Here is a 25,309-nt window from a genome sequence, read left to right on the forward strand (position 1 = left end):
GCGGGATCAGAGAATGAAATTGCCAGAAGCAAAATTCTTCTGGGGGAGGTTATTCCAGCTCAAAAGCTGAATATATAAGTTGATCGCTCGCAGAGAGTCACAGTTGCCTCACGGCAATATCTCAGGTGAGCTTTGTCGAGCCACGGTAGCAGCGTACCCATCTCGCTGGTTTCTTCCCGGCAAAACCTGGAATGTGTCGTGAGTATAGAGCATCGATGTTGTAACTTGCTGCTTCTGAGGCTCGATTGTGCCTTGCTACCTGTAACTGATTTATTTTTCCATTACACAACACGCGGACGCATACTTGCAGTGCGCTCTATTACTACATACATACCACCTGATTTTCAGTACCCTATACAGCTGAAAATTCTATTTTGAGCTATTGAGAACCATGCTCTGTCAGTTCTGACTGGAACTATGACCTTATCTCCGAGCGGTAGCGTGGGTGCGATCAGAGAATCGGGGGCGCATAAGTCCGATTCACAAGGGTAAGATTGAGGTATTGATACATATGATGTGATTCGGGCTTCTGTGCATCCAGATGCTCTTACCCGAGCATGCTGTGGTGCAATCCGAGGTGTGAGGCTTTGGGGATAACGCCTTTAAGCGGGGTATCCACTTCCAGCAGGTCTTAACGGTAGACAAGCTTCGGCAACCCGATGCTGAGCGGCAAGGTAAGGCAGAACCTGTCTGACATGATCAGACCCCAAGTTCCGAGTGTGTCTCATGTGTTGATAGCAAATAAAATACTTGATCCAATAGCAATACGACTGTTAAGTTTTATAGCTATGGTGCCTTACTCTCAGGGTGTTGCGTACTTCGGTCATAAAAAGAGATTGCATGGTCAGTTCAATAACTGTTATTTTGCACAGTGCTGTTGAAGCAAATACCAAAAATGCAAATAACTCACTTGCGGCCTACCTATTTGGAGCAGTGGGCAGTTGGCAAAACGAGGTGTAATCTATTGATAATTTAAGACTTTTTGAGAGATTGAAAAGTTGAGGTATACCTCAAGTGAGTTTATTTTCCCTGGTTTAGGGGGATATGCCGCGTGTGAGTATGGTGGCTAATATCAATCGCTTGAGGTCTAATAGCTGTTAGGCTAGGCGCTTATTCGAAAGCGTCGAAATAATAAAAAGGAAAAGTATGCAAGCAAAATTAATATTAGTAGGTGGCGTTCCAGGAAGTGGAAAGAGTTATATTGGCAAGGAACTTTCAAAAGGTAGGTGCATCTTTATTGATAAAGATACTATATCTCGTTTTTATACGGAAAAGCTTCTTGAATTACTAGGTTCACACAAAGATGATAGAGAAAGTGAAATATACTTAACAAATGTTAGAAGTATAGAATATGAAACGCTGTTAAAGCATGCATTTGAAAATGTTCGCCTTGGAAACAATGTTGTTTGTAGTGCACCATTTATTAGTGAGCTGAACAACAAGGATTGGGTAAATAATTTAGAGCTAGAAACTGAAATAGCAGATGCAAAACTGATATTGGTATGGATTTATGCAGATGAAAAAACAGCAAGAGAGCGAATAATATCAAGAGGTGCAAGCAGAGATAATGGAAAATTAGCAGATTGGGATTCATATATTAATTCTATAAATCATACTCCCCCAGAATTAGACGACTTAGTAATAATAGACAATACCTCCTTTTCAGAAGTGACGCTTATTGATCAAATAAACAATGTAATTAATTTAATAGAAGCAGATTAATATGAAAAAAATAATTTTACTTAGCGGTACGCCAGCTTCGGGCAAGGATACTATATCACAGCATTTAACTCGAATTGATGATAAGTTCGTCCTATTAAAAAAACACAAAACAGGGACAGGTGGAAAGCTTGATAATAGTTATATTTTAATAGAACATTCTAAATTTGAATCTATGATTGAAAAGTCAGAGTTCATTCAATATCATTATCGCTACAATAGGGGATATGGCGTTTCAATCAAAGAGTTAAATAAAATTTTTGATAGTTGTAAAGTACCAATCATTCATGTAGGTAAGTATGAGAATTTAAAGCCGTTCAAAGAGTTGGAGGGTGTGGAGGTCGTTAGCATTTTACTTGTTGTCTCAAAAAATGAAACAATAAAGCGCTTAAATGCCAGGCATTTAGATGATGCAGAAGAGATAGAATCAAGAGTTAACGCATATATAGAAGAGCGAGCTGAGATAGCAAGTTTGATAAGCTCATGTAACTCTTTGAATTTTGATTTTATGATAAACAATGATAATAAGTCTGCAAGTGATATTGCAAGAAAAATACATAAAATAAGTGAAGAATAAATAAAATGAACTCATTTGTATTTAAAAAGGAAAGAATTAGTAGTATTCAGACCAAAGGATTAAAAAAAAATGACTCATGTGAAGTTGAAATAACTCAGTCAATAGTTACAGAAGATTTAATATTTCAAAATTATACATTTAAGTCTTTGAAATTTAAAAGCTCCAATCTCAAAGGAAACATATCTTTTATAAACTGTACATTTGATAATATATCGTTTCTCGATACAAAATCATCTAGCAATATAACATTTTCTGACTGTACGGTTTATAAAAACGTTAACATATATAACTGTACAATCAATGGATCAATTAGAGTACTAAAAAGCATTATCAAAGGAATGTATTCAATAAACAATACAACTACCAACTCAGTTGAACTTGATATAACTAGCGCAGAGAAAATACAAGTATCATCAGATGAAAGTAGTTCTGTGATCAAAAAGATTTTATTTAATAAAGTAAAATCAAATTCACTGATTTCTATAACAGCGTTATCCGGCACTGAAGAGTTTAGATTGGAGTCATCGTCGTCCCCTTCATTTTTTCTTGAGAAGCTGAACACAAAAGAATCATCGACAATAAATATTAATGATTGCAAATTTGATTTGTTTCAAATAGATAGAAATAGGTTTGGCCTTAATTCAATCTTGATCGTCTCTGATGCAACTTTACTTGATGCTAGATTGTTCAAAAATACTTACAAGAATTCCCAAGTAAAAATACTTAATTCTATAGTTACTGGGATACTATATATAGATTCGTTAGAGAATGATGATAAATATACAATTGACTTTTCTACATCGAGTATAACTAATTTAAAATTGGATGAGAGATTAGTTAGTTCAATTTCTAAAGGTATAGGATTAAGCCCTCTGTTAAATCAAGAAGGAAATATAGAGCAGAGAGTTAGCACTTTGAGGATTCTAAAGTCATCATTTGCAAATGATCATGCATATCATTCAGAAGATAATTGTTTCTATATTCTAAAAAACGAAGAAAGCAAAATCTTGATCTCTTCATCAAACTCACTAGTAAAGCCTATTAAAATATTAAGTTATATTTTAAATAGATTTGTATTTGGTTGGGGCGTTAGGGTAAAAAATCCAATATTATCATCTGCTGCGTTCATACTTGTCATGACTGGAGTATACTATATTTATTTTCACATCAAATCTGTTTCAAGTAACTTGGAATATATGGGGTATGATACTGCAGGATTTTTTTCTTGCTTGCTTTTATCAATACTAGCTTTTTTCGGACAACAAGCAGATGCTAATCTTTCGGCAGATGCACCAGTATTCCTCCTAATAATTCAGTTTATAATTGGAATGATTCTTACAACAACTTTTGTTGGAATAATTATAAGAAAGCTTGTTAGGTAGCCAAGTGCAAAAGATAATATTTGATTTTGGCGGAGTGTTATTAAGTCAATCAAGAAAAGAGATTATTATTAATAAGCTTGATAAAAATAATGCTTATAATACAGAGCTAAATAATCTACTTTGTAGTGATTTTATAAAAGATGTGGCAAGAGGGAATCACTCGGAGGAAAAACTTTATAGTGAAATTAACAAGATGATAAACATTAAAAATCTTCAAGAAATTAGGGAGGTTTTTAGAAAATCTTGTGAGATAGATATATTGATTTTAAATTTCTTATCTGAATTAAAGAGACAATATGATATTTTTTTAATATCTGATAGTCTCCCAAGCTACACAAGCTTTATTAGGGAGAAATATGGACATATCTTTGAAAAAATGTTCTTTTCAAATGAGCTTGGATGTAGAAAATCAGACGGACTATTTGAAACCATTATATTTAAAGAATCAGATGTTTTTGAAAATTCTGTTTATGTTGATGATAAAAAAGAATTTGTCATAACTCCTTCAAAGTACGGAGCCAAAGTTATAAATCTTAAGAAAAATAATGATTTGATAAATACATTTTATAGAGAAAAGTTACTGACAGAATCGTCATACACGCGCCTAAATCGGGTAAGAGCTGGTCTTTCTCCATCTATTCCCGATGAACATACGCCTCAAGACGTATAAAAACCTACAGATTGAAAGACTTTTCCAAGGGGTCACAGTAGGAATGGCGGTCACCCGCCACCCCCTGCGCAGATCCGTACTTGCACTGCTAGCGCATACGGCTCCTACCTCGAGTATTTAACGTCAAACCGTTGCTCCGGCCATGGATGAAGAACTTTTACTTTAGGCAACACAGTGTTGATGAAGGCACCAAACTTCTTCCAGTTCAGTCGGCTTCTCTGGCTGCGCCGCTTCAAGGCTTTGTACCAAATCTTTTGCACTGCTGTTCTGAAGGCATTGATTCTCAGTCCATTGCCTGGCACCGAAAAGTAGTTCATGTGACCTTGCAGTACACGTTTCAACCACTTCAGTTGCTCTGGCACGGGGTCATGCCTATGTTTCAGGAGATAGCCTTTGATCTTACGCAATGTCGCTCGCATTCGCTCTTTGCTGGTACGCCTAACAATGTTGAAGTTTCCACTGCTACGGCTATTACCGCAGATATGAGTAAATCCAAGAAACGTGAACGTCTCCGGCTTTCCCTCTTCCCTTTTCTTCAAGTCAACTCTGGCAAAGCGACCGAAACGTATCAATCGGGTTTTATCCTCATGCAAGGACAAACCAAATTGTCCCAGTCTTTTACCAAGCTCACTCAGGAAGACCTTAGCATCATGCTCTCGCTGAAAGCCCAGAACACTGTCATCCGCAAAACGAACCACAATGATTCGTCCAGAGGCTTTCCGCTTTCGCCATTGGTCAACCCAAAGGTCAAACACGTAGTGCAAATAAATATTGGATAATAGAGGCGATATCACCGATCCCTGTGGCATCCCCCTTACGCTTCGAACACGACAGCCATCCTCGCCGTAGTGTCCTACTTGTATCCACTGGCTTATCAAGCGGATAATGCGCTTGTCCTTCACCCGATGCTCTAAAAACATGATCAGCCAGTCATGTTCGACCTGTTCGAAGAATTTCCGAATATCCAGATCCAGCACCCAGTTCACTGGGTTACGTTTGATTCCCACCGTCAGAGCGTCCAACGCATCATGCTGGCTTTTCAAAGGTCTGTAACCATACGAAAAGCCGCGGAAATCATTCTCGTAAATCCCCTCTAATACCTTAACTACCGCCTGCTGGACTATTTTATCTTCCAGACAGAATACACTGATCGGACGTTCACCACCGTCAGCCTTCGGAATCATTACTCTTCTGGCCGCTCGGGGGCGATAGCTCCCTTTATGTAATCGTTCGTACAAGGCTTTCAGCCGGTTATCCAAATCCTGCTGATAGATTTGCCACGTAACACCATCTACACCCGCTGCTGATTTCCGCTTCAATTGAAAGAAACTGTCTTTCAACAGATATGGGGTAATGTGATGAAACAAGGCCGTGAACTGCAAACGACGATCCTTTGCCGCAGCCTGACGTATACCCGACAGATTGGACATAGTGTTACTCCTGCTCTGGGTCAGGTCACTGACACCCTGTTGAGTATTCCTCTTGGTCAAGCCCCTTTCCTCCACAACCTCCGCCACAGATTTCTCTGCTTAGTTCGGCGCTTCTCAGGTACTATGAGCTTGTCCGACTTCCTGCCGACGACAATAGGCGTGCGGCTATTAACCTTCCCTACTGCGTCTCCTATGGCTAAAAAGGAGAAACCGGCAGGATCTCCCGAGTTCCGCACAAGATGCGTACCTGCATGCACAAGGTCTACGACTGCGCGAGGTCTGCAAGTCACTTGCGGTGTAGTGCAACTTGCAATATTGCTTTCTGCATCACTTAACAACATCAGCACCTCGGACTATTTGATTTCGCAGCTCAATACTTAGCCTACAGGCTCCCCTGTCAACGCTTCACCGGATACCTTACGATATACGGCGCATGACTCGAGGCTGGGGTGACCCGCCAGTCTTACCCCACAGGGACTTTCACCCTTAACATCTTGCCGATTTATCTCGGCACACTAAGCGTTCAAGCAGGGGGCAGACTCCCCCTACTTGTCGAGATCAGATTTTAACGAATTGGCCCCGAATTTCTCTTTCCAAATTCGCGGGATTAGCTCTCGGATATCTCGAGCCGGATGGAGACTGATACGCTGGAGCACATCGACGAAGTACTTGTAAGGATCAATGCCTGCAAGAAGACAACTGACGATTAACGTCTGGAACACAGCAACATTGTCTGCGCCTTCCTCTGTCCAACAGAACATCCAGTTCTTTCTGCCCATTGGGATACATCTAAGGCCACGCTCCAGGTGATTGGTGTCAATGGCAACATTCGGATCATCCAGGTAGACCCGTAGCTCTTTTTCCCGTTTGTTTACGTAGCCCAGGGCTTTACTTAGTGGGTTGCTTTTCACCAGGTCAAGGCGTTGCAGTTGTTTCTCATGCCAGTTAAAGAACTGGTCAACCAGAGGTTTGGCTTTCTGTTGACGGTATTCCCGTTTTTCTTCACCTTGCAGTTCTGCTTTGCGAATTTCGTCTTCGACTTTATAGATCGCACCTATGCAGTCCAGTGCCTCTTTGGTGGCTTCCGGCTCTGCATCCTGTGACTTGACGAAGTATCTCCTGCTGTGTGTCCAGCACTGGGCATGAGTGATCTGGGGGTATTTTTCACATAGGCGGTCGTATTCCGGGTAACCATCCGTCAGTAAGGTGCCCCCAAACTCTTTCAGATAGGGTTCTACGACTCTGCCAGAACGACTGGTAGAGAAGGTAAAGGCCATCTCATCCTGGTCACCATAAAAACACCAGAAGTACCCTTTCTGCATCTTGCCTTTGCTTTTACGGCCTGCTTTGCCAGCGGTTTCATCCAGAGCGAGAACCTGGCTTTCCAGGCAGCTGTTGAGTACTTCATCAGCGATGGGTTTGAGCAGGTCTCCGGCGCGTTGTTCAAGGTGTGTCAGGGTTCCACGGCTGATGGTAATACCGCTGGATTCAAGCTTTTGGTGCTGGCGATAAAGGGGCGCATGGAAACGGTATTTTTCGACCAAAAGGCCTGCGATAAAACTGACGTCGGCAAAGCTGCGATCAAACAGGCCGGAGGGGGCGGCTACTGTCGTCAGGGTTTGGCTGGGCTTGTGGCGTACGACTTCGCGCTGGTATTTCAGGATGACATAACTGGCGGGGCGCTGTGCCAGACGATAGGTGTATTTGTAATCAATGACTTCGTATTGGTCTGCATCTTCTCCCTGCATTTCGACAGCAGGCATAGGTATCAGTTCGACCGGTACATCTTCAGTAAAACGCAGACCCTGATCAGTCACGCAGTCTTCGGGGCGACTCTTTTTCCGCCGCTCGTAAGTGATGGTTTCAGTAGGGACTTCCTGCTCTTTGGGTTTGCCCTGGAGGATTTCACCTAATGACAGCTGGTCGGGGTTCTCAATCAGGCGCTTTTCCGATTTTTCACCGAACAGCTGTTGTTTAAACCAGGCTAACTGCTGCTCAAGGGAAGCGATCTTCTGATCCCGTTCCACCAACTTCTGATCCCGTTCCACTAACAGCGCCTGCATCTGCTGAAGCAGTTGCAGGCTGGAAGGCGCGGTGGTGGGAGCAGGTAAATTCATGACGACTAAAGATAGCGGTTTTATGCTTCAGTTGTGTAACCAGACTGTTGATGTTTGTAGCGTTTATATTGCTGAACAGAGCGGGTATCAATGCCTTCAAGAATCAGTTTCAAATCGGTCCATTCCAAGCGCTTTTTGTGGGCCTCTCCGGCGTGGGCATGAAACTGTCCCTGCTCCAGGCGTTTGCTCCAGATACAGTAACCACTGCGGTCAAAATACAGGACCTTACATTGCGTCTGCTTGCGGTTGATGAACACGAATAGCTGGCCACTGAGAGGATCTTCTTTCAGTTTGTTTCTCACCAGTGCAGACAAGCCATCGTATGACTTTCTCATATCGGTGGGGCGGTTATAGAGCCAGACCCGCACCTGTGATTCTGGGTAAAACATGATTAATGACGCATACGAAGAATAACACCACCTGGTAACTCCAGCTCGATATGCCAGTCTGGGCTGGCTGGAGGTTCGTTAAGCTCATTTGGGAGTTCGATCCATTCCCGCTCAGAAGTCTGAATGACATTGGCAGAGTCAATGCCAGCATCGCTCTTGAGTCTACTTTTCCAGTTTGTGAAGGTGGCCAGGCTGATGTTTTGAGTTTGGCAAAAAGCTTTCTGGCTTAAACCGCTGGCCATTTGCTGGTCAATAATCTGCTGCCACTGTTCGGGGGTGAGACGGGTAAAGGGTTTTGTTGGTTGATTCATGCTTCGCATCTCCTGCGTTGTTTGCAGGAGAAAGACTGGCAGTCAGGTTGTGATTTTTGAAGACGTCCTCAAATGAGCGCTTACGGCCTGCCTGAACATCTTTTTCGGCAAAAGATAGCAATCGTAGTAGAGCTATTTGTTCCTGCTGCATCTCAAACTGGACAGGATCTTGAACTACATACAATGGTTTCTCATTTTGGGTTACCACTACAGGCTTTGATACATCCATAGAAGCCAGTTCTTTCTTGAAGGCCGATACTGTTGTAATAAGATGTGAGGTTGATGAGCGCATACTTAATTAACTCCAATAATGAAAAAATTTACCAGTCAAAAGATAGGCCTAATTAACGAAAAAGTTCATATATGGGCATTATATGGACTTGTTGTGAGTTGCTAGACCCATCTATCCTTGTGCTTTTACCAAATTCGTAGCCTGATATGCGCTGTACTGGATTGCTGGCCAGACTTGTTTTTGTCCTTCTGCTGGTGACTTTTGGCAATGCCATGTCGGATGATGTCAGTGCCAGCGAGTCTGTCACTTATCTCGAAACCCTGCTCATTCAAGCCTTGGAAGATGAAGCAAAATTTTCCCGTCATGCCATTCAATACCTTGCGCTGAAAGGTCAGGACTCCAGGCCTTTCATTGATAACCTTGCAGGTAATTATTCTTTGCCATGGCTGAACATGATAAAGCAGTTCCAGCACTCACTGCCGGACTGTTCTGAAGAGCGCTTCTTACTTGAATCTGTTCTGAACTTCTTCATAAGAAAAACGTCGTTTACCCTTTATTGGGATGAGCAATGGAGAGACTGGCAGCAAGAGCTGAAAAACCAACCAGACCACTTTTTACTCCACTGGCTCGCAAGGGAGTGGTTGCGATGGGTGCCTGGTGGTGGTCACTGGAAAGCGGATCAGTTCTGGCAATCATGGCTGGCAGAGCAGGCAATAACGTCTGATTGGAAGCGTCTTGGTCAATTACACTATCCAGCCCCCTGCCAGAATGTGTCAAAACAAAGTGGAGGTGCTTTCGGGTTGCCCGGTGCGAGAGCCCATGTTCTTCACGACCGGGGTGGTGGTCCGGATGTGGTTATTCGTCCAGGCGGTTCAACGCCCTACCATCCTGCCCGGCAAACGTTGAAGCACGCCGCCCGGTTTTATCACTTTGTCGCCAGTCATTCCTCCCGACGAGGCAGTACTCACCGCGCTTCAAGTCATGTGCAGAAAAATACCTTGCAGACGTCGTTTGATGAACAACAGGCTCAGATCCAGCAACGTTTAAACAGCAGCCCCCTGTCAGAGAAAAACTGGCAGGCAATGATTGACTTGCTGGAATCGGTTCTGCCCAAAGCGTCCAACCCGAAAGAGACCAGACAGTTAGTCAGCCGTTACAGGGGTCAGCTTGGCCGGGTGAAAACTCATCACAGCATCATGGCGCGTTTCGATACGGAACCGATCCAGGCTAGAAAGGATCATATTGCCTTTTTGGAGAACGAAGGACGTTTCCTTTTTTCCGAAGCACGACGGCAGCATGGTATAGAAGCGGCGCAGTGGGAAATTCGCAGTTTTGAGACCTTTGAGGCTATGTCCCGGAACCGTCAACAGATGACCATGGATGAGTACCGCCACTGGCTGGAACACAACATGGCTGAATTCACCGGCTTGCGTCACCATCCGCAACTGACAGCCCCTATACAGTGGGAGCAGCATGGGGCTCAACTCAGTGGCAAGGTTTGCCACAAGGAGGCAGGATGCTTCAAAAAAATCTGGGCTTCAGGCATCACAGCCCTGAGCGAAGTGGATAACCTCGGTGAACTCCAGAACCAGAATGCGTTAATGGTGCTTTTGGATGGTGTTGCCGATCTGGAAAAACTTCGTCGGCAGGCGCTGGCAGGGATTCAGGCGCAACAGCAACAACAGATACCCGGTGAAAATCAATTGCTTGCTGCCCTGGAAACGCTTGGCCGGGGTGAAGACCCGTTAACCCAGAGCATTGAAAAAACTGCGGGGAATCTGGTCAGAATCTCTTATCGGCACTTTCCGGAAGGAACGGAACGGGTTCTCAATGCTCTAAGCCATGTCGATAGCACCATGGATGCCGTGGTGGAGTTTGTCGACGACAGCACCGGCAACCGGGCCAGCGCCGTCTGGCAACAGCTGGACGGAAAGGCCCAGGCTCGTATACTGGGGGCTGGGAAGGTGCTTTCGGTGCTGGTGCCAGTTGCCAAAGTAAAGGCTTTGGCTGAGCTGGCCAGAGTGCCCTCACCGGCTCTGAAAAAAGATGGCTGGCATCCGGACAGTGTGGAGGATCGGCATAAGGAGTGGCAGGAGCATTATGGGGGGCGAGAGGATCATGAGCAATCATCTGCGGCCAGCCAACCGTTCTATAAGATCACACAGCAAGCAGCTACTGCGGCAAGTAAACTTGGTTTTATTAAGATTGAGGAAAAAGTGCATGGTCAGGCCGTCTTTAAAAGGGGAAACTTGTACATAACGCGCGATATTGATAGCCATAGCGGTGGAGTTTGGAAAATGGCAACTTCCGTTAAAAACCTTGGGGCAAGAAGTACAAGGTTAGGAACATATGATCAAAATCTCAGCAGAATAGGGGACTAAGCCGTCATGAAAGAACCACAGTGGGTTTTTAAAGGTAAAACCATCGAACAGCTAATCAAAGAATTAGAGTCTTTTGAGGATAAAAGTATGGAGGTCAGAATTTCGATGGATGATGGACTGACACATCAACCAATCAGCATTGTGGGAAAAAAAGACTCTATTTGTCTGCTAATCAATTGCGAATCAGGGCAGCCACTCGGATAAATCATCCGGCGGCTGTCGGTTATTATCGGCACGGGACAGCTGCTCGTCCCGATGTTTTTCCATCATAACCGCAAACTGTTGGTAATTATCCAAGGGTGAATTATGATGTAGCACTCACTCTGAACAATGTTTCTCTTACCTATGCACTGTCCTTATTGCAACGCTGTCGATACCAAAGTCATCGATTCCCGTCTGGTAGCTGATGGCAACCAGGTACGCCGCCGTCGTGAATGTCTGACCTGTAGTGAACGCTTTACGACTTATGAAATGGCAGAGCTGTTGATTCCCAGATTGGTCAAGCGAGACGGTTCCCGCGAACCCTTTAACGAAGACAAGTTACGGGCGGGCATGTCCAAAGCGTTGGAAAAGCGCCCTGTCAGTATGGAACAGATCGAAGAGTCGGTGACCCGGATCAAGCATCGGCTGCGAGCCACCGGTGAGCGGGAAATCAAGTCCCTGGTTCTGGGTGAAGAAGTTATGCGAGAACTTCAGGCGCTGGACGAAATTGCCTATATCCGCTTTGCCTCCGTCTATCGTCACTTCAAGGACCTGAATGAATTCCGGGAAGAGATTGAACGGCTGGAGACGGTTGATAAGCAATCTTGATAATCAATCTTGACAATCAATGAGGTTATTGCCGGCCTCATTCAGCGTTATTAGAATTTCCGAGTCAGCGACCAACAGCAGGCTCCAGCATCGTGATAGTGCCTTCACTCGCATCAATACGAACCTTTGCCCCCTCACCAATGGTAAACATATTCGCCTGATGGCCAATCATGGCGCCATTCCAGGCGGGAATTTTCAGGGGTGAAATATGCTGTTCCAATACTTCCTGCAAGCGGAAAGAACCATAAGGAACCTTGGCATTACAGTTGCTGCATTGACCGAAAATAAAGCCAGAGATTTCTTTTAGTATTCCGGCTGTTTGTAACTGGGTTAACATGCGATCTATTTGATAAACATCTTCCCCCGTGTCTTCCAGAAACAGAATTTTATTTTTAAAGCTGGGCAAGTAGGAGCTTCCCAGCATAGACACTAAAACGGATAAATTGCCCCCTAATATTTCCCCTGTAGCAATGCCAGGGCGAATCGTTTGAATGCGCGCAACCGTCCGGGTTAAGTCATCGCTTTTAATAATGGGGTTAGCCATCTCAATGGCATTGCCCTGAAAGAGAATTTTCTCTAAATAATTAACGGTGTATTGCGTCCACGGAAAAGCGGCCGCCATCGGGCCATGAAAAGTAATCAATCCCGTTTTTTGATGGATGGCTAACAACAAGGTAGTAATGTCACTAAAGCCCATAAAAATCTTGGGATTCTTTTTGATTAAAGGAAAATCCAGATATTCCAGTGTACGGGCGGATCCCCAGCCGCCACGTAACTCAATAATGGCGTTGACTTTTGGGTTGGCAAACATGTCATTGATATCAGCGGCACGGGCCTGATCAGTGCCCGCAAAATAGCCGGTTTGTTGAAAAACCGTTTTGCCGTAGATAACGGTTAAGCCCAGTGCCTGGAGTCGCTCTGTTGCAAACTGTATATCCTGGTCAGTATTTGCACGAAAGCCGCTTGAAATCAGGGCCACGGTATCCCCTTTTTTCAGAGGTGCCGGTTTAATGGTCGGTAGCGGTAGAGCGAACACAGGGCTGATCATCAGAAAGCATAGGATGATAAATGATAGTTTTTTCAAAGTTTGCTCCAGCAAGGGGTTATTTTTTCTTGTTTCAGTGTCTGTAACTTCTCCAGCAGGGATCAGTTTAGACGACAAACCGGCTTAATTGGCTTTAAATCCTTATTCCTTTCTATTGAGTGAATCGCTATGATGCCTGACATTATTACTAGAAGATTTGAGCATGTATCCACTCATTCGACTCCTGACCACTCTCCGTAAAGCCAAAAAAGCACCCAAAATTTCCGTCGATGCTGTCAGTGAGAATAGCTTTCACTGTATGCCATGGGATTTAGACCTGTTTATGGAAATGAATAATGGCCGGGTTCTGACACTTTGTGACCTTGGCCGGTTTACTCTTTCTATCCAGAGCGGGCTGGCTGATGTCCTCAAAAGAGAGAAATGGGGGCTGGTGGTGGCAGGCAGTACCATTCGCTACCGAAAGCGGGTACGGATGTTCGACAAAGTGACCATGTACACCCAGGTGGCCGCGATTGATGAACGATGGGTTTATATCAAACAGTCCATGTGGGTGAAAGGAGAGCCGGCGTCTTCAGTCCTGTTACGAACCGCTGTAACTCAACTGATGGGCAGCCATGTCTAAGGCCTGTGAGCAGCTGCTACTTTCGGATAGGCACTCATGAAATCAAACACCTTACTAAAACAAAAGAAAAGCTGAACGATAAAAACAACATCAGAATATTTAGAGGATACCTTCATGGAAATTGGTTCAATCTTAACTAACCGCTACAATGCAGCCGCTGCCGGTATAGTAAAGAACCCTCTTACAGTATCTAAGGCCTCTGCAAATAAGGAAGAGGTTCAAGTTCAGATCAGTGAGCAAGCAAGGGATTTAAATAATATCAGTACAAAGCAAGCATACTCATTAGACCCTAAAGAGATTGAGTATTATAAAAATAACCCAAAACAGGCTGCTATCGATGCTAAAAGATTTGCCTATGGTATTGATTTTATCTTAGTCCCAGCGCCGACGAGTCGTAAATACGCTGATCATAAGTACCTGGATGGAACACCGGTCACAGACACCAGCTACAGCACAAAATTCAGAGCTGAGGCTGATTTGTTTAGGCAACAGAGAATCGATTTGTATGAAAAAGAAAAAGCTAAAGGAACCTCATCAATTGAGATATTGGAAAAAATATACGAACTCTATGCTAACCAGCCTGAGAGCTACAAACTGAAGATAGGGTATATTTGAGAGGCAGTAAGAAGGTGAGAATGTCAGCTCTCACCTCGAAACATCCAGCATCAGTTATTGCTTGTCCAGTTCACGACAAGGTTATTTTTCATACCAAAAGGCACTGGGGAGATGCTGCCGCTACCAGGAACAATAAAAGCAAAATAGTACTCTGCGTTTGCAGATCGCCCTTGGAAAGCATCACTACCAGCTGATTGATAGTCAGTGATTTTTAAACAACCACCGATAGAATCGCAGAGATATACAACCAGTCCTTCTGGTTTATTGGTAATGTTCCAGCTCCAATAAACAAAGGTAACGGTGGCATTGGTTGGAATGGCTGTTGGTGATCCCATCCTTGAGGAATTATAGAACTCCCCTTTGTGATAAAGAGTCGGCCCCACTACAGAGCCAGCCCATGCTCCAGTAGTAGTAGAAGGATTGAAAGGTTTTGCCATCAAGCCAGAAGTAGGTGCTGCATCACCCAGTAATTCAAACTTATGCTCACTCATAGGGATGGATTCTTCAGCAATAGAAGTGCTGGAGAACATCAGAGAAGAGAAAATCAGAGCCAACAAAGCAAAAAAGTTGCGATTAAGCCGTTTCATTCGTCTCATTCCTTTGAATTTTTGGGTAGGAGTGAAAAAGATAACGGAACATTCCTAACTGATCAAGGAAAGGCCTGGCATAAAAACCTATTATCAGAGGAGCCTATTATGCCCTTAGAGATTTATAAGTGTTGAATTCAAGTCGTGAGTGCATGACCCGCAGTTTTTATTGAATCTATTCTTGCTTATTCTTGAAATGCTTCATAAGGATTCTTGTAACCAAGGCATTATCTGGATCAGCGACCAACAGCAGGCTCCAGCATCGTAATAGTGCCTTCACTCGCATCAATACGAACCTTTGCCCCCTCACCAATGGTAAACATATTCGCCTGATGGCCAATCATGGCGCCATTCCAGGCGGGAATTTTCAGGGGTGAAATATGCTGTTCCAATACTTCCTGCAAACGGAAAGAACCATAAGGAATCTTGGCGTTACAATTGCTGCATTGACCAAAAATAAAGCCAGAGATTTCTTTTAGTATTCCAGCTGTTTGTAACTGGGTTAACATGCGGTCTATTTGATAAACATCTTCTCCCGTGTCTTCCAGAAACAGAATTTTATTTTTAAAACTGGGCAAGTAGGAGCTTCCCAGCATAGATACTAAAACGGATAAATTGCCCCCTAATATTTCCCCTGTAGCAATGCCAGGGCGAATCGTTTGAATGCGCGCAACCGTCCGGGTTAAGTCATCGCTTTTAATAATGGGGTTAGCCATCTCAATGGCGTTGCCTTGAAAGAGAATTTTCTCTAAATAATTAACGGTGTATTGTGTCCACGGAAAAGCGGCCGCCATCGGGCCATGAAAAGTAATCAATCCCGTTTTTTGATGGATGGCTAACAACAAGGTAGTAATGTCACTAAAGCCCATAAAGATCTTGGGGTTCTTTTTGATTAAAGGAAAATCCAGATATTCCAGTGTACGGGCGGATCCCCAGCCGCCACGTAACTCAATAATGGCGTTGACTTTTGGGTTGGCAAACATGTCATTGATATCAGCGGCACGGGCCTGATCAGTGCCCGCAAAATAGCCGGTTTGTTGAAAAACCGTTTTGCCGTAGATAACGGTTAAGCCCAGTGCCTGGAGTCGCTCTGTTGCAAATTGTATATCCTGATCGGTATTGGCACGAAAGCCGCTTGAAATCAGGGCCACGGTATCCCCTTTTTTCAGAGGTGCCGGTTTAATGGTCGGTAGCGGTAGAGCGAACACAGGGCTGATCATCAGCCAGCATAGGATGATGAATGATAGTTTTTTCATAGTTTGCTCCAGCAAGGGTTTACTTTTTCTTCTTTCAGTGTCTGTAACTTCTCCAGCAGGGATCAGTTTAGACGACAAACCGGCTTAATTGGCTTTAAATGCTTATTCCTTTCTATTGAGTGAATCGCTATGATGCCTGACATTATTATTAGAAGATTTCAGCATGTATCCACTCATTCGACTCCTGACCACTCTCCGTAAAGCCAAAAAAGCACCCAAAATTTCCGTCGATGCTGTCAGTGAGAATAGCTTTCACTGTATGCCATGGGATTTAGACCTGTTTATGGAAATGAATAATGGCCGGGTTCTGACACTTTATGACCTGGGCCGGTTTACTCTTTCTATCCAGAGCGGGCTGGCTGATGTCCTCAAAAGAGAAAAGTGGGGGCTGGTGGTGGCAGGCAGTACCATTCGCTACCGAAAGCGGGTACGGATGTTCGACAAAGTGACCATGTACACCCAGGTGGCCGCGATTGATGAGCGATGGGTTTATATCAAACAGTCCATGTGGGTGAAAGGAGAGCCGGCGTCTTCAGTCCTGTTACGAACGGCTGTGACTGAGCGGGGCAGGATGATTGCTACCGAACGAGTCAGAAAGGCCATAGGCATGGAAGACGAATATCCAGAGCCGGAAGGCTGGGTAAAAGCCTGGATTGAAAGTGAAGATGTGCGCCCATGGCCGCCATTGTCAGCCCAGGTTGGGAACTGATTTCACCGGGTTCTTCCGCCAGTGAGTGATGACCAACGCAAATTCATATAAACTTAGCTCCTTTTCTGACTGAGCCAGGAGCAGGTCCCATGGCGTCTGCGGTTGATCATGAAATGATGTCTCGTGCCTTGCGACTGGCACACAAAGGGTTATGCACGACAATGCCCAATCCCAGGGTAGGGTGCGTGATCGTCAAGAATGGTGTCGTTGTCGGTGAAGGCTTTCATGAGTACGCAGGCGAGCCCCATGCTGAAGTTCATGCCCTGAATATGGCTGGCGACAAAGCTGAGGGCGCCACCGTGTATGTCACCCTTGAGCCCTGCAGTCATTTCGGCAAAACACCACCCTGCGTAGAAGCCTTGATCAAGGCCAAAGTCGGCAGAGTGGTGGTTGCTGTGGAAGACCCTAATCCACTGGTATCCGGTCGAAGTATGAACAGGCTGAGTGATGCCGGTATTGAGGTTGAATCCGGCGTTCTTGAGGCCGAAGCGAAAGCCTTGAATCCCGGCTTCATCAAAAAGATGGTGAGCGGGCAACCTTACGTCCGGCTGAAGCTGGCCATGAGCCTGGACGGCAGAACGGCCATGGCCAGTGGTGAATCCCAGTGGATCACCGGCCCCGCTGCCCGCAGCGAAGTGCAAAAGCTCCGGGCGCAGAGCTGTGCCATTATGACCGGTGTTGGCTCCATTCTTCATGATAATTCTTCATTAACGGTCAGGGCCGAAGAACTGGGACTGCCCGATGCTGAAAAACTGGCCCGCAGGCAGCCACTCAGGGTGGTTCTGGATTCATCTCTGCAAACCCCGGTTGCTGCAAAAGTGGTCACCGGCCCCGGAAAAGTGCTGATTGTGTGTACCGATCAGGCAGAGCAAAGTCGGCAGGCAAGGCTTGAAGCTGCCGGTGCTGAAGTGCTGAGATTAAATGCCGGCAAACAGGTCGACCTGAAGGCATTAATGACCGAACTGGCTCGAAGAGATTGCCATGAAGTCTTGCTTGAAACCGGGGCGACTCTTGCCGGAGCGGCTGTCAGTGAAGGGCTGGTGGATGAAATGAATATCTTTATGGCCCCGACCCTGATGGGCTCAGCAGCCCGGCCTTTGTTGAACCTTCCCTTCCAGTCCATGTCAGAAAAGCTGGGTCTGAACATCTCCGATATCCGCGCTATTGGCGATGACTGGCTGATTAAGGCAACGTTCAAATAGAACACTGATTACTGAGACTCTCTATCCATGTTTACAGGCATTATCGAGGCTGTTGGTAGCCTGCAAAAAGTCGAATCCCGTTCCGGTGATCTGAGGTTAACGGTCCACTCAGGTCAGCTGGATCTTTCTGATGTAAAGCTCGGTGACAGCATTGCCACCAACGGCGTCTGCCTGACCGTGGTCGAATTGACCGGGCAGGGCTACGTGGCCGATGTTTCCCTGGAAACGCTGGAAAATACCACCCTTTCGGGGCTAACTGTCGGCTCGGCCCTAAATCTGGAAAAGGCACTGACGCCTTCAACCCGGCTGGGTGGACATCTGGTCAGTGGGCATGTTGATGGTGTTGGTAATGTTGTCTCCATCGAACCTTCGGGCCGTTCAACGGTCTATTGGTTGGCAGCGCCTGCCCATCTGGCTCGCTATATCGCTCATAAGGGTTCGATCACGGTAGATGGCGTCAGCCTGACGGTCAATAAAGTGGACGGCTGTCGCTTTGCCCTGAATATCGTGCCCCATACCCAGCAGGAAACCATTATTAACGGTTACCGGGCAGGAACAGAGATTAATCTGGAAGTGGACTTACTGGCCCGCTATCTGGAAAGGCTGATGGACCCCAGCCTCAGGGAAGAGCGCGTATCCGCCCCTGCCAGTCTGACAGCCGGTTTTCTTGCTGAACATGGCTTTATGAAGTGACCGCTTTCAGCTTGAGAATGAAACCGTTAGAATACGTCGGTTTCGCATACCGGATGTATAGAGAGCACACACGGGGGTGTTATGCAGCTTAACTCCATCGAAGAGATTATTGAGGATATTCGCCTTGGCAAACCAGTCATCCTGATGGATGACGAGGACCGTGAAAACGAAGGTGACCTGATAATCGCTGCTGAGAAGGTCACTCCTGAGATCGTGAATTTCATGACCCGGGAAGCCAGAGGTCTGGTCTGCCTGACCCTGACCGGAGAGCGTTGTGATTTTCTGGAACTGCCACCCATGGTGAGTACGGCAGACAATGCATCGGGCTTTGGTACCCCTTTTACCGTTTCTATTGAAGCGGCAGAAGGCGTGACAACCGGTATCTCTGCCCATGACCGGGCAAGAACCATTCGGGTTGCCGCGGACCCTCTGTCCCGCCCCGGTGATATTGTTCAGCCAGGTCATGTGTTTCCACTGAGAGCTCAGCCTGGCGGTGTGCTCAGCCGTGCGGGTCATACCGAGGCGGGTTGTGACCTGGCTCGTCTGGCTGGATTGATGCCAGCCGCAGCGATCATCGAGATCATGAATGAAGACGGCACCATGGCTCGTCGTCCCGATCTGGAAGTGTTTGCCAAAAAGCATGATCTGAAAATCGGTACTATCGCGGATCTGATCAACTATCGAATCCTGAATGAGAAAACCGTCGAAAAGCTGGAAAAGCGCACACTGGATACTGATTTTGGCCAGTTTGATATGACTGCCTACAAGGATTCCATCAGTGGTGCCACGCACATTGCCCTGACCAAGGGCTATATTACACCGAACTCGCCAGCGCTGGTGCGAGTCCATGCGATGGAACCTTTCCGTGATTTGCTGTCGGCACATCCTGAAAACGGAAAATCCAGCTGGCCGCTGCATCAGGCGATGGCGCGTGTGGCCAGTGAAGGCCGTGGTGTGATTGTGTTGCTGGACTCTGAATCCAGGCTGGACCTGGGCGGTGCCCTGGAAAAGTTCTCCAATGGTAAGAGTGGCAGCAACGGTATGTCCGGCGCTTATCTGACAATAGGCACCGGCTCACAGATTCTGCGTGACCTGGGGGTAGGCAAAATGCGTTTGCTCAGCTCGCCGGTTCGCTTCGCGGCCCTGTCCGGATTTGATCTGGAAATTGTTGAATACATCCCGTGTGAAGACTGAACGTCAGAGCACGTGCATCAGACACAAAGATTTATTGAGGAAAACGCTATGTCTTTGCAAACCATCGAAGGCACTATGCAGGCTAATGGTGGCAAGTACGCGATCGTGGTTGCCCGCTGGAATGCCTTTGTTGTAGAAAGTCTGCTCAGCGGTGCTGTGGACAGTCTGACTCGTCACGGTATTGCAGAAAAAGATATCACTGTCGTACGCTGCCCCGGCGCGTTCGAAATTCCACTGACTGTTAAGAAAGTCGCCAAAACCCAACGCTTCGACGCTATTATTGCCCTGGGTGCGGTCATTCGTGGCGGTACACCCCACTTTGAGTTCGTTGCCAACGAATGTGTGAAAGGCTTGTCCCAGGTGAATCTGGATCAAGAAATTCCGGTGAGTTTCGGTGTTCTGACCGTAGATACCATTGAGCAGGCGATCGAGCGTTCCGGTACCAAGGCCGGTAACAAGGGGGCAGAGGCTGCCATGGCGGCTTTCGAAATGGTGTCCCTGCTCAAGAAACTGGAGGCCTGAGTTGTCCACTGAGAAGCAGGAAGCCGGGCAGAAATCTGCCCCGCGTCCAAAACCATCTGCCCGCCGTCGTGCACGTCAACTGGCGCTGCAGGCGTTATACCAGTGGCAGATGTCCCAGTCATCCATCACCCAGATTGAAATGCAGTTCCGTGCGGACAATGATTTCAACAAGGTGGACGATGGCTATTTCCACATGCTGCTGACCGGAATTGCCCGTGAAGCCAGTCGACTGGACGACGCCATGTCGCCACTGCTGGATCGACCTATATCACAGCTGGACCCGGTTGAAATGTCGGCCCTGCGTATTGGCTGCTATGAGTTGATGAACCGCTCCGATGTCCCATACCGTGTGGTCATCAACGAAGCCATTGAGCTGGTTAAGCGGTTCGGTGCCCAGGACTCTCACCGTTATATAAACGGCATTCTGGACAAGCTGGCACCCCGTGTTCGTCCTGATGAAGTGCGCAACTTCCGTCGTAAGTAATGGTTTTTTGATCAGGAGATAACGCGGTTGTCCCCTGATCTGCTAATCTGCCTTGAGCACGTTGCACTCCTACTTTAGCTTGGCTGGAATCTCCCATGGCGCTTGGCGAATTTGATCTGATTCGCAGTTTTTTCGATCGTCCGGGTCTGCGATCACATTTGACCGATGTTGTTGGCATAGGCGACGATTGTGCGCTTCTGTCTCTTCAAGCGGGTCAACAGCTGGCTCAGTCTCTGGATACGCTGGTTGAGGGCGTTCACTTCCCGAAAAGCTGTGATCCCTATCTGCTGGGTTATCGGGCACTGGCCGTTAATCTCAGTGACCTCGCGGCTATGGGAGCCAAACCCCACAGTTTTACACTGGGTTTGACGATGCCTGAAGCCAATAATACCTGGCTTCAGTCGTTTTCTGACGGTCTGGCAGAACTCGCATCAATGCATCAGATAGGGTTGATTGGCGGTGACACTACCCTTGGGCCTTTGACCCTCTCGATACAGGTACAGGGAACATTGCCCAAGGCCAGTGCGCTGCGGCGAAAGGGGGCAAAAGTCGGGGATTTGATTTATGTCAGCGGTTCTCTTGGCGACGCTGCCGGTGCCTTGCCTGACGTGTTGAAAGGTAAGACCCCAAAGAGTGCCGACACCCCTGAACAGCGTCATCTGCTGGAACGTTACTATCGACCGACGCCTAGAATCCCATTGGGTCAGTGGTTACTGGCAAATGGTGCTACTGCGGCCCTGGATATTTCCGATGGTCTACTGGGTGATTTGGGGCACATTCTCAAAGCCAGTCAGGTCGGTGCTGAACTTAATACGGCATCAGTGCCGGTTTCCAAAGAACTGGAAAACTGGCTGGGCCCGGAGCAAGCCAGAGAGCTGGCACTGACCGGAGGTGATGATTATGAGTTGTGCTTTACCTGGCCGGCTAAAACACCGTTACAGCTTCCTGACCGTTTGCTGGCTGACAGTCCTGTAACCTGCGTTGGTCGTATAACTTCTGCTACCGGGCTGGTGGATGCAGAGACGGCTCAGCCTCTTTCTCCCAAGGCCTATCAGCACTTTTAGTGACTTTTTTTACAGGTATTTATGAGTAAAACACCTTCAGTCTGGAAAAATCCGGTTCACTTTTTTGCCTTTGGTCTGGGCAGTGGCCTGTCGCCTGTCGCACCGGGAACGGTCGGCACCCTGGCGGCCATTCCTTTCTACCTGATGTTTCAGCACCTGCCGTTATGGAATTATCTACTGGTGCTGGCGGTCAGTATTGTTTTGGGTATCTGGCTGTGTGATAAGACCTCTAAAGATCTGGGCGTTCATGACCATCGAGGCATTGTCTGGGATGAGTTTGTCGGTTACTGGATTACCATGCTGGCCGCTCCCAGTGGCTGGGAATGGATAGTGGTGGGCTTCATCCTGTTCCGAATTTTCGATATCTTGAAACCCTGGCCCATCGGCTGGCTGGATAAGCAAGTGCATGGCGGTCTGGGAATTATGATAGACGACATTGTTGCTGGTATTTTTGCGCTTGTTTCTCTTCAGGTTATTGCTTGGCTACTGTTTTGGTAAGACCTGAGTACACACAAAAATGACATAAATTATCCGGTACTGTTACAATCCCAGCCCACGACTGTCTTAAGGAGTAGTGAGTGTCTGTTCGTTACGTTGCAGAATCTCGCCTGCCCACCCCTTTCGGTGAGTTCATCATGCATGGATTTGAAGAGAGTGGCACCGGCAAGGAGCATCTGGCTCTCACCATGGGGGATGTGAGCCAGGGTGGCCCCGTTCTGGCACGGGTTCATTCAGAGTGTCTGACCGGAGATGCTCTGTTTAGCATGCGCTGTGATTGCGGCCCTCAGCTCGAGGCGGCCATGCGCAAGATTGCCGAGGCCGGTCGTGGGGTTATCCTTTATCTGCGTCAGGAAGGCCGCGGCATTGGCCTGATGAACAAAGTCCGGGCTTACCAGCTTCAGGATACCGGTCTGGATACCGTAGAAGCCAACGAAGAACTGGGTTTTGCTGCCGATCTGCGCAAGTACGATATGTGCAAGGTCATGCTAGATCATCTGGGCGTCACCCGCCTGGTGCTTATGACCAATAACCCGAAGAAGGTTGAAGCCTTGACCCGTCAGGGAATTGAGGTTGTTCAGCGTCAGCCTCATCAGACCGGCCAGAATCCCCACAACGAGAAATACCTGACCACCAAGGTCTGGAAGCTAGGGCATTTGTACGATACTGCGTGATGTTTAAGCCGGAGCCAGACACAAAAGGAAAGTGCATGACCAGCCCCACCATCTAACAAGCAAAGAAAGGTGATAAAGGATGATTCACCTCTCAACCCGTCTCAAAGAAATCTCCGACCTTTCTCCAGATTTTGACTAACCTGATTTCCCAATAAACATCTCAACAACCGGGAAGCCAGGCCTTGCTATTGAAAAAACCATTGATTGTGATCTTTGCCATGGCACTTTCTGTGTATTGCTCTAATGGCCACGGCCAGGACAATAGTATGCCTTTACTCTTTGCTCTGGCTGTCGGCAAGGCACTTATCGATATCCCGAAGCCCTTTATTGAGGTCTCATCCACGGAAGGAGTTTATTTTAGGAAGGCTAATGCCCTACTACTCTCTGGCATCGAAGCCAAGATTTACTGTCGGGTAGCCTCTGATGAAGGTTCTGACAGTGAAGACAGCAGCACCTCTGATGAAGGCAGCGACAATTATTCAGACGAATATTCAAACGAAGACGAAACCGAAACCGAAACCGAAACCGACACCGACACCGACACCGACACCGACACCGAAACTGATGCTCAGTGTTTAAGCACGACAGTTGATCCTTTTCGGGCATTAAACGAAATCAGTCAGTATTGTATGGCTCTGAGAGTGGAAATGATTGAGCAGGGTTTAATTTCAGACAGTGAAATACCCACAGCGGCAGAAGTGACAGTTGTAGACTCTGCTAACAACCTGGAAATCAGCTCATCTGCCCACAACACAGACCACATTAGCCACCTGAAAAGGCACAAACAGACCTACCTGCCTGCTGACCAGAGATCCAAGGTGCACCAGTGTGATCATGAGGGCTGCAATTACAGCACCAACCGAAAGAATGATCTGAAAAAGCACAAGCAGATTCACCTGCCTGCCGACCAGAGAGCCAAGGTGCACCAGTGTGACCATGAGGGCTGCAATTACAGCACCCACCGAGCGGGTGATCTGAACAAGCACAAAAAGACCCACCTGCCTGCTGACCAGAGACCCAGGGTACACCAGTGTAACCACGAGGGCTGCAACTACAGCACTGACAAGCGTGGCAGTCTGAAACAGCACAAACAAACCCACCTGCCTGTCGACCAGAGACCCAGGAAACCCAAGGTGTACCAGTGTGACCATGAGGGCTGCAACTACAGATCCGATCTGGTGTGTTATATCAAAAAACACAAACGGATCCACCTGCCTGCCGACCAGAGACCCAAGCTGCAACAGTGTGACCATAAAGGCTGTAACTACAGCAGTGACTGGGCGAGCCATTTGAAAAGGCACAAACTGACCCACCTGCCTGCCGACCAGAGAGCCAAAGTGCACCAGTGTAACCATGAGGGCTGCAACTACAGCACCGACTACGCGAGTGATCTGAAAATGCACAAACAGATCCACTTGCCTGCCGAGGTACCTAAGATGCACCAATGTGACCATGAGGGCTGCAATTACGGCGCCCATCGGGCGGGCGATCTGAAAAAGCATAAAAGGACACACCTGCCTGCTGACCAGAGACCCAAGATATACCAGTGTGATCATGAGGGCTGCAACCACAGCACCGACTACAGCAGCAGTCTGAAAAAACACAAACTGACCCACCTGCCTGCCGACCAGAGAGTCAAAGTGCACCATTGTGACCATAAGGGCTGCAACCACAGCACCGACCGGGCGGTGGATCTAAAAAAGCACAAACTGACCCACCTGCCTGCCGACCAGAGAGTCAAAGTGCACCATTGTGACCATAAGGGCTGCAACCACAGCACCGACCGGGCGGTGGATCTAAAAAAGCACAAAAAGACCCACCTGCCTGCTAACCAGAGACCCAAGATGTACCGGTGTGACCATGAGGGCTGCAACCACAGCACCGACTACATTAGCAGTCTGAAAAAGCACAAAATGACTCACCTGCCTGCTAAACAAAGAACCAAAAGGAAAGCGTATGATCAGCCGCCATCTAACGCTAAAAGAAAGAGGGTTGATAAAGAATGATCTGCCTCAACCACCTCTAAAAGGAACATGAGACCACCAAGGTCTGGAAGCTGGGGCATTTGTACGATACTACATAAAAAATTATTGTTGTCAGAATTTTAATAACTTCTGGCACTATTT

General features: G+C 47.0%; 27 protein-coding genes. 19 read left to right on the plus strand and 8 right to left on the minus strand.

All coding sequences use genetic code 11. From position 1 onward, the window contains the following. Window positions 1-1,146 precede the first annotated feature (1,146 nt). The 4 genes from K7B67_RS00570 to K7B67_RS00585 are packed head-to-tail and all read left to right on the plus strand — an operon-like array spanning window position 1,147 to window position 4,348. Window positions 1,147-1,722, plus strand: a complete 576-nt coding sequence (locus K7B67_RS00570) for an AAA family ATPase (RefSeq protein WP_252178424.1) — start codon at window positions 1,147-1,149, stop codon at window positions 1,720-1,722. A 1-nt stretch (window position 1,723) separates the two neighbouring features. Next, the gene (locus tag K7B67_RS00575) at window positions 1,724-2,296 is read left to right on the plus strand and encodes a hypothetical protein (RefSeq protein ID WP_252178425.1); all 573 of its coding nucleotides are present in this window, start codon (window positions 1,724-1,726) and stop codon (window positions 2,294-2,296) included. Between the two features lie 5 nt (window positions 2,297-2,301). After that, a complete protein-coding gene (locus K7B67_RS00580; protein ID WP_252178426.1) occupies window positions 2,302-3,678 on the plus strand; it encodes a hypothetical protein in 1,377 nt (458 codons plus the stop codon). Window positions 3,679-3,682: 4 nt separating this feature from the next. Further along, window positions 3,683-4,348 (plus strand): hypothetical protein, encoded by a 666-nt coding sequence (locus K7B67_RS00585; RefSeq protein ID WP_252178427.1) that lies wholly within the window; start codon window positions 3,683-3,685, stop codon window positions 4,346-4,348. A 104-nt stretch (window positions 4,349-4,452) separates the two neighbouring features. Here K7B67_RS00585 and ltrA read toward each other — a convergent pair whose 3' ends face one another. The 5 genes from ltrA to K7B67_RS00610 form a co-directional block, all read right to left on the minus strand. Beyond that, window positions 4,453-5,730, minus strand: coding sequence for a group II intron reverse transcriptase/maturase (ltrA, locus tag K7B67_RS00590; protein ID WP_252178428.1), 1,278 nt, complete (start codon window positions 5,728-5,730; stop codon window positions 4,453-4,455). Window positions 5,731-6,323: 593 nt separating this feature from the next. Then, the gene (locus tag K7B67_RS00595; RefSeq protein ID WP_252178429.1) at window positions 6,324-7,895 is read right to left on the minus strand and encodes an IS66 family transposase; all 1,572 of its coding nucleotides are present in this window, start codon (window positions 7,893-7,895) and stop codon (window positions 6,324-6,326) included. Between the two features lie 20 nt (window positions 7,896-7,915). After that, window positions 7,916-8,284, minus strand: coding sequence for an IS66 family insertion sequence element accessory protein TnpB (tnpB, locus tag K7B67_RS00600; protein WP_252178430.1), 369 nt, complete (start codon window positions 8,282-8,284; stop codon window positions 7,916-7,918). A gap of 2 nt (window positions 8,285-8,286) precedes the next feature. Beyond that, window positions 8,287-8,595, minus strand: coding sequence for a transposase (locus tag K7B67_RS00605; protein WP_252178431.1), 309 nt, complete (start codon window positions 8,593-8,595; stop codon window positions 8,287-8,289). After that, window positions 8,534-8,824, minus strand: a complete 291-nt coding sequence (locus tag K7B67_RS00610) for a hypothetical protein (RefSeq protein WP_252178432.1) — start codon at window positions 8,822-8,824, stop codon at window positions 8,534-8,536. The genes K7B67_RS00605 and K7B67_RS00610 overlap by 62 nt, the downstream gene beginning before the upstream one ends. A gap of 209 nt (window positions 8,825-9,033) precedes the next feature. Between K7B67_RS00610 and K7B67_RS00615 the strand changes: the two genes are divergently transcribed. The 3 genes from K7B67_RS00615 to nrdR all read left to right on the plus strand — a co-directional run bounded on the left by K7B67_RS00615 (window position 9,034) and on the right by nrdR (window position 12,018). Continuing rightward, on the plus strand, window positions 9,034-11,208 hold the full coding sequence (locus K7B67_RS00615; protein ID WP_252178433.1) for a toxin C-terminal domain-containing protein: 2,175 nt from the start codon (window positions 9,034-9,036) through the stop codon (window positions 11,206-11,208). A 6-nt stretch (window positions 11,209-11,214) separates the two neighbouring features. Beyond that, window positions 11,215-11,412 carry a hypothetical protein gene (locus K7B67_RS00620; RefSeq protein WP_252178434.1) on the plus strand — a complete coding sequence of 66 codons (198 nt, stop codon included), beginning with the start codon at window positions 11,215-11,217 and terminating at the stop codon, window positions 11,410-11,412. A 141-nt stretch (window positions 11,413-11,553) separates the two neighbouring features. Then, window positions 11,554-12,018, plus strand: coding sequence for a transcriptional regulator NrdR (gene nrdR / locus K7B67_RS00625; RefSeq protein WP_252178435.1), 465 nt, complete (start codon window positions 11,554-11,556; stop codon window positions 12,016-12,018). 64 nt (window positions 12,019-12,082) lie between these two features. On the opposite strand, the gene K7B67_RS00630 is transcribed toward nrdR, so the two are convergent. Further along, complete coding sequence (locus tag K7B67_RS00630; RefSeq protein WP_252178436.1) at window positions 12,083-13,180, minus strand: LD-carboxypeptidase; 1,098 nt, start codon at window positions 13,178-13,180, stop codon at window positions 12,083-12,085. Between the two features lie 85 nt (window positions 13,181-13,265). Between K7B67_RS00630 and K7B67_RS00635 the strand changes: the two genes are divergently transcribed. Both K7B67_RS00635 and K7B67_RS00640 read left to right on the plus strand, forming a co-directional pair. Next, window positions 13,266-13,685, plus strand: a complete 420-nt coding sequence (locus K7B67_RS00635; protein ID WP_252178437.1) for an acyl-CoA thioesterase — start codon at window positions 13,266-13,268, stop codon at window positions 13,683-13,685. Between the two features lie 114 nt (window positions 13,686-13,799). Beyond that, the gene (locus K7B67_RS00640) at window positions 13,800-14,300 is read left to right on the plus strand and encodes a hypothetical protein (RefSeq protein WP_252178438.1); all 501 of its coding nucleotides are present in this window, start codon (window positions 13,800-13,802) and stop codon (window positions 14,298-14,300) included. A gap of 50 nt (window positions 14,301-14,350) precedes the next feature. On the opposite strand, the gene K7B67_RS00645 is transcribed toward K7B67_RS00640, so the two are convergent. Both K7B67_RS00645 and K7B67_RS00650 read right to left on the minus strand, forming a co-directional pair. Further along, a complete protein-coding gene (locus K7B67_RS00645; protein ID WP_252178439.1) occupies window positions 14,351-14,887 on the minus strand; it encodes a flagellar protein FlhE in 537 nt (178 codons plus the stop codon). A 236-nt stretch (window positions 14,888-15,123) separates the two neighbouring features. Next, the gene (locus K7B67_RS00650; RefSeq protein ID WP_252178440.1) at window positions 15,124-16,143 is read right to left on the minus strand and encodes an LD-carboxypeptidase; all 1,020 of its coding nucleotides are present in this window, start codon (window positions 16,141-16,143) and stop codon (window positions 15,124-15,126) included. A 163-nt stretch (window positions 16,144-16,306) separates the two neighbouring features. Between K7B67_RS00650 and K7B67_RS00655 the strand changes: the two genes are divergently transcribed. The 10 genes from K7B67_RS00655 to K7B67_RS00700 all read left to right on the plus strand — a co-directional run bounded on the left by K7B67_RS00655 (window position 16,307) and on the right by K7B67_RS00700 (window position 25,189). Beyond that, the gene (locus K7B67_RS00655) at window positions 16,307-16,852 is read left to right on the plus strand and encodes an acyl-CoA thioesterase (protein ID WP_252178441.1); all 546 of its coding nucleotides are present in this window, start codon (window positions 16,307-16,309) and stop codon (window positions 16,850-16,852) included. An 89-nt stretch (window positions 16,853-16,941) separates the two neighbouring features. Continuing rightward, window positions 16,942-18,054: a bifunctional diaminohydroxyphosphoribosylaminopyrimidine deaminase/5-amino-6-(5-phosphoribosylamino)uracil reductase RibD gene (gene ribD / locus K7B67_RS00660; protein ID WP_252178442.1), complete on the plus strand. Its 1,113-nt coding sequence runs from the start codon at window positions 16,942-16,944 to the stop codon at window positions 18,052-18,054. Between the two features lie 27 nt (window positions 18,055-18,081). Next, window positions 18,082-18,747 (plus strand): riboflavin synthase, encoded by a 666-nt coding sequence (locus tag K7B67_RS00665; RefSeq protein ID WP_252178443.1) that lies wholly within the window; start codon window positions 18,082-18,084, stop codon window positions 18,745-18,747. A gap of 81 nt (window positions 18,748-18,828) precedes the next feature. Continuing rightward, window positions 18,829-19,941 carry a bifunctional 3,4-dihydroxy-2-butanone-4-phosphate synthase/GTP cyclohydrolase II gene (gene ribBA / locus K7B67_RS00670; RefSeq protein WP_252178444.1) on the plus strand — a complete coding sequence of 371 codons (1,113 nt, stop codon included), beginning with the start codon at window positions 18,829-18,831 and terminating at the stop codon, window positions 19,939-19,941. Window positions 19,942-19,989: 48 nt separating this feature from the next. Then, window positions 19,990-20,463, plus strand: a complete 474-nt coding sequence (ribE, locus tag K7B67_RS00675; protein ID WP_252178445.1) for a 6,7-dimethyl-8-ribityllumazine synthase — start codon at window positions 19,990-19,992, stop codon at window positions 20,461-20,463. 1 nt (window position 20,464) lies between these two features. Further along, window positions 20,465-20,947, plus strand: a complete 483-nt coding sequence (gene nusB, locus K7B67_RS00680; protein ID WP_252178446.1) for a transcription antitermination factor NusB — start codon at window positions 20,465-20,467, stop codon at window positions 20,945-20,947. Window positions 20,948-21,042: 95 nt separating this feature from the next. Continuing rightward, entirely contained in the window at window positions 21,043-22,011 is a 969-nt protein-coding gene (gene thiL / locus K7B67_RS00685; RefSeq protein ID WP_252178447.1) for a thiamine-phosphate kinase, read from the plus strand. Between the two features lie 21 nt (window positions 22,012-22,032). Then, a complete protein-coding gene (locus K7B67_RS00690) occupies window positions 22,033-22,509 on the plus strand; it encodes a phosphatidylglycerophosphatase A (RefSeq protein ID WP_252178448.1) in 477 nt (158 codons plus the stop codon). An 80-nt stretch (window positions 22,510-22,589) separates the two neighbouring features. Continuing rightward, window positions 22,590-23,183 (plus strand): GTP cyclohydrolase II, encoded by a 594-nt coding sequence (gene ribA, locus K7B67_RS00695; RefSeq protein WP_252178449.1) that lies wholly within the window; start codon window positions 22,590-22,592, stop codon window positions 23,181-23,183. Window positions 23,184-23,365: 182 nt separating this feature from the next. Beyond that, entirely contained in the window at window positions 23,366-25,189 is a 1,824-nt protein-coding gene (locus K7B67_RS00700; protein ID WP_252178450.1) for a hypothetical protein, read from the plus strand. Window positions 25,190-25,309: the final 120 nt, after the last annotated feature.

It is taken from the genome of Endozoicomonas sp. 4G, assembly GCF_023822025.1.
In the GTDB taxonomy this organism is placed as follows: domain Bacteria; phylum Pseudomonadota; class Gammaproteobacteria; order Pseudomonadales; family Endozoicomonadaceae; genus Endozoicomonas_A.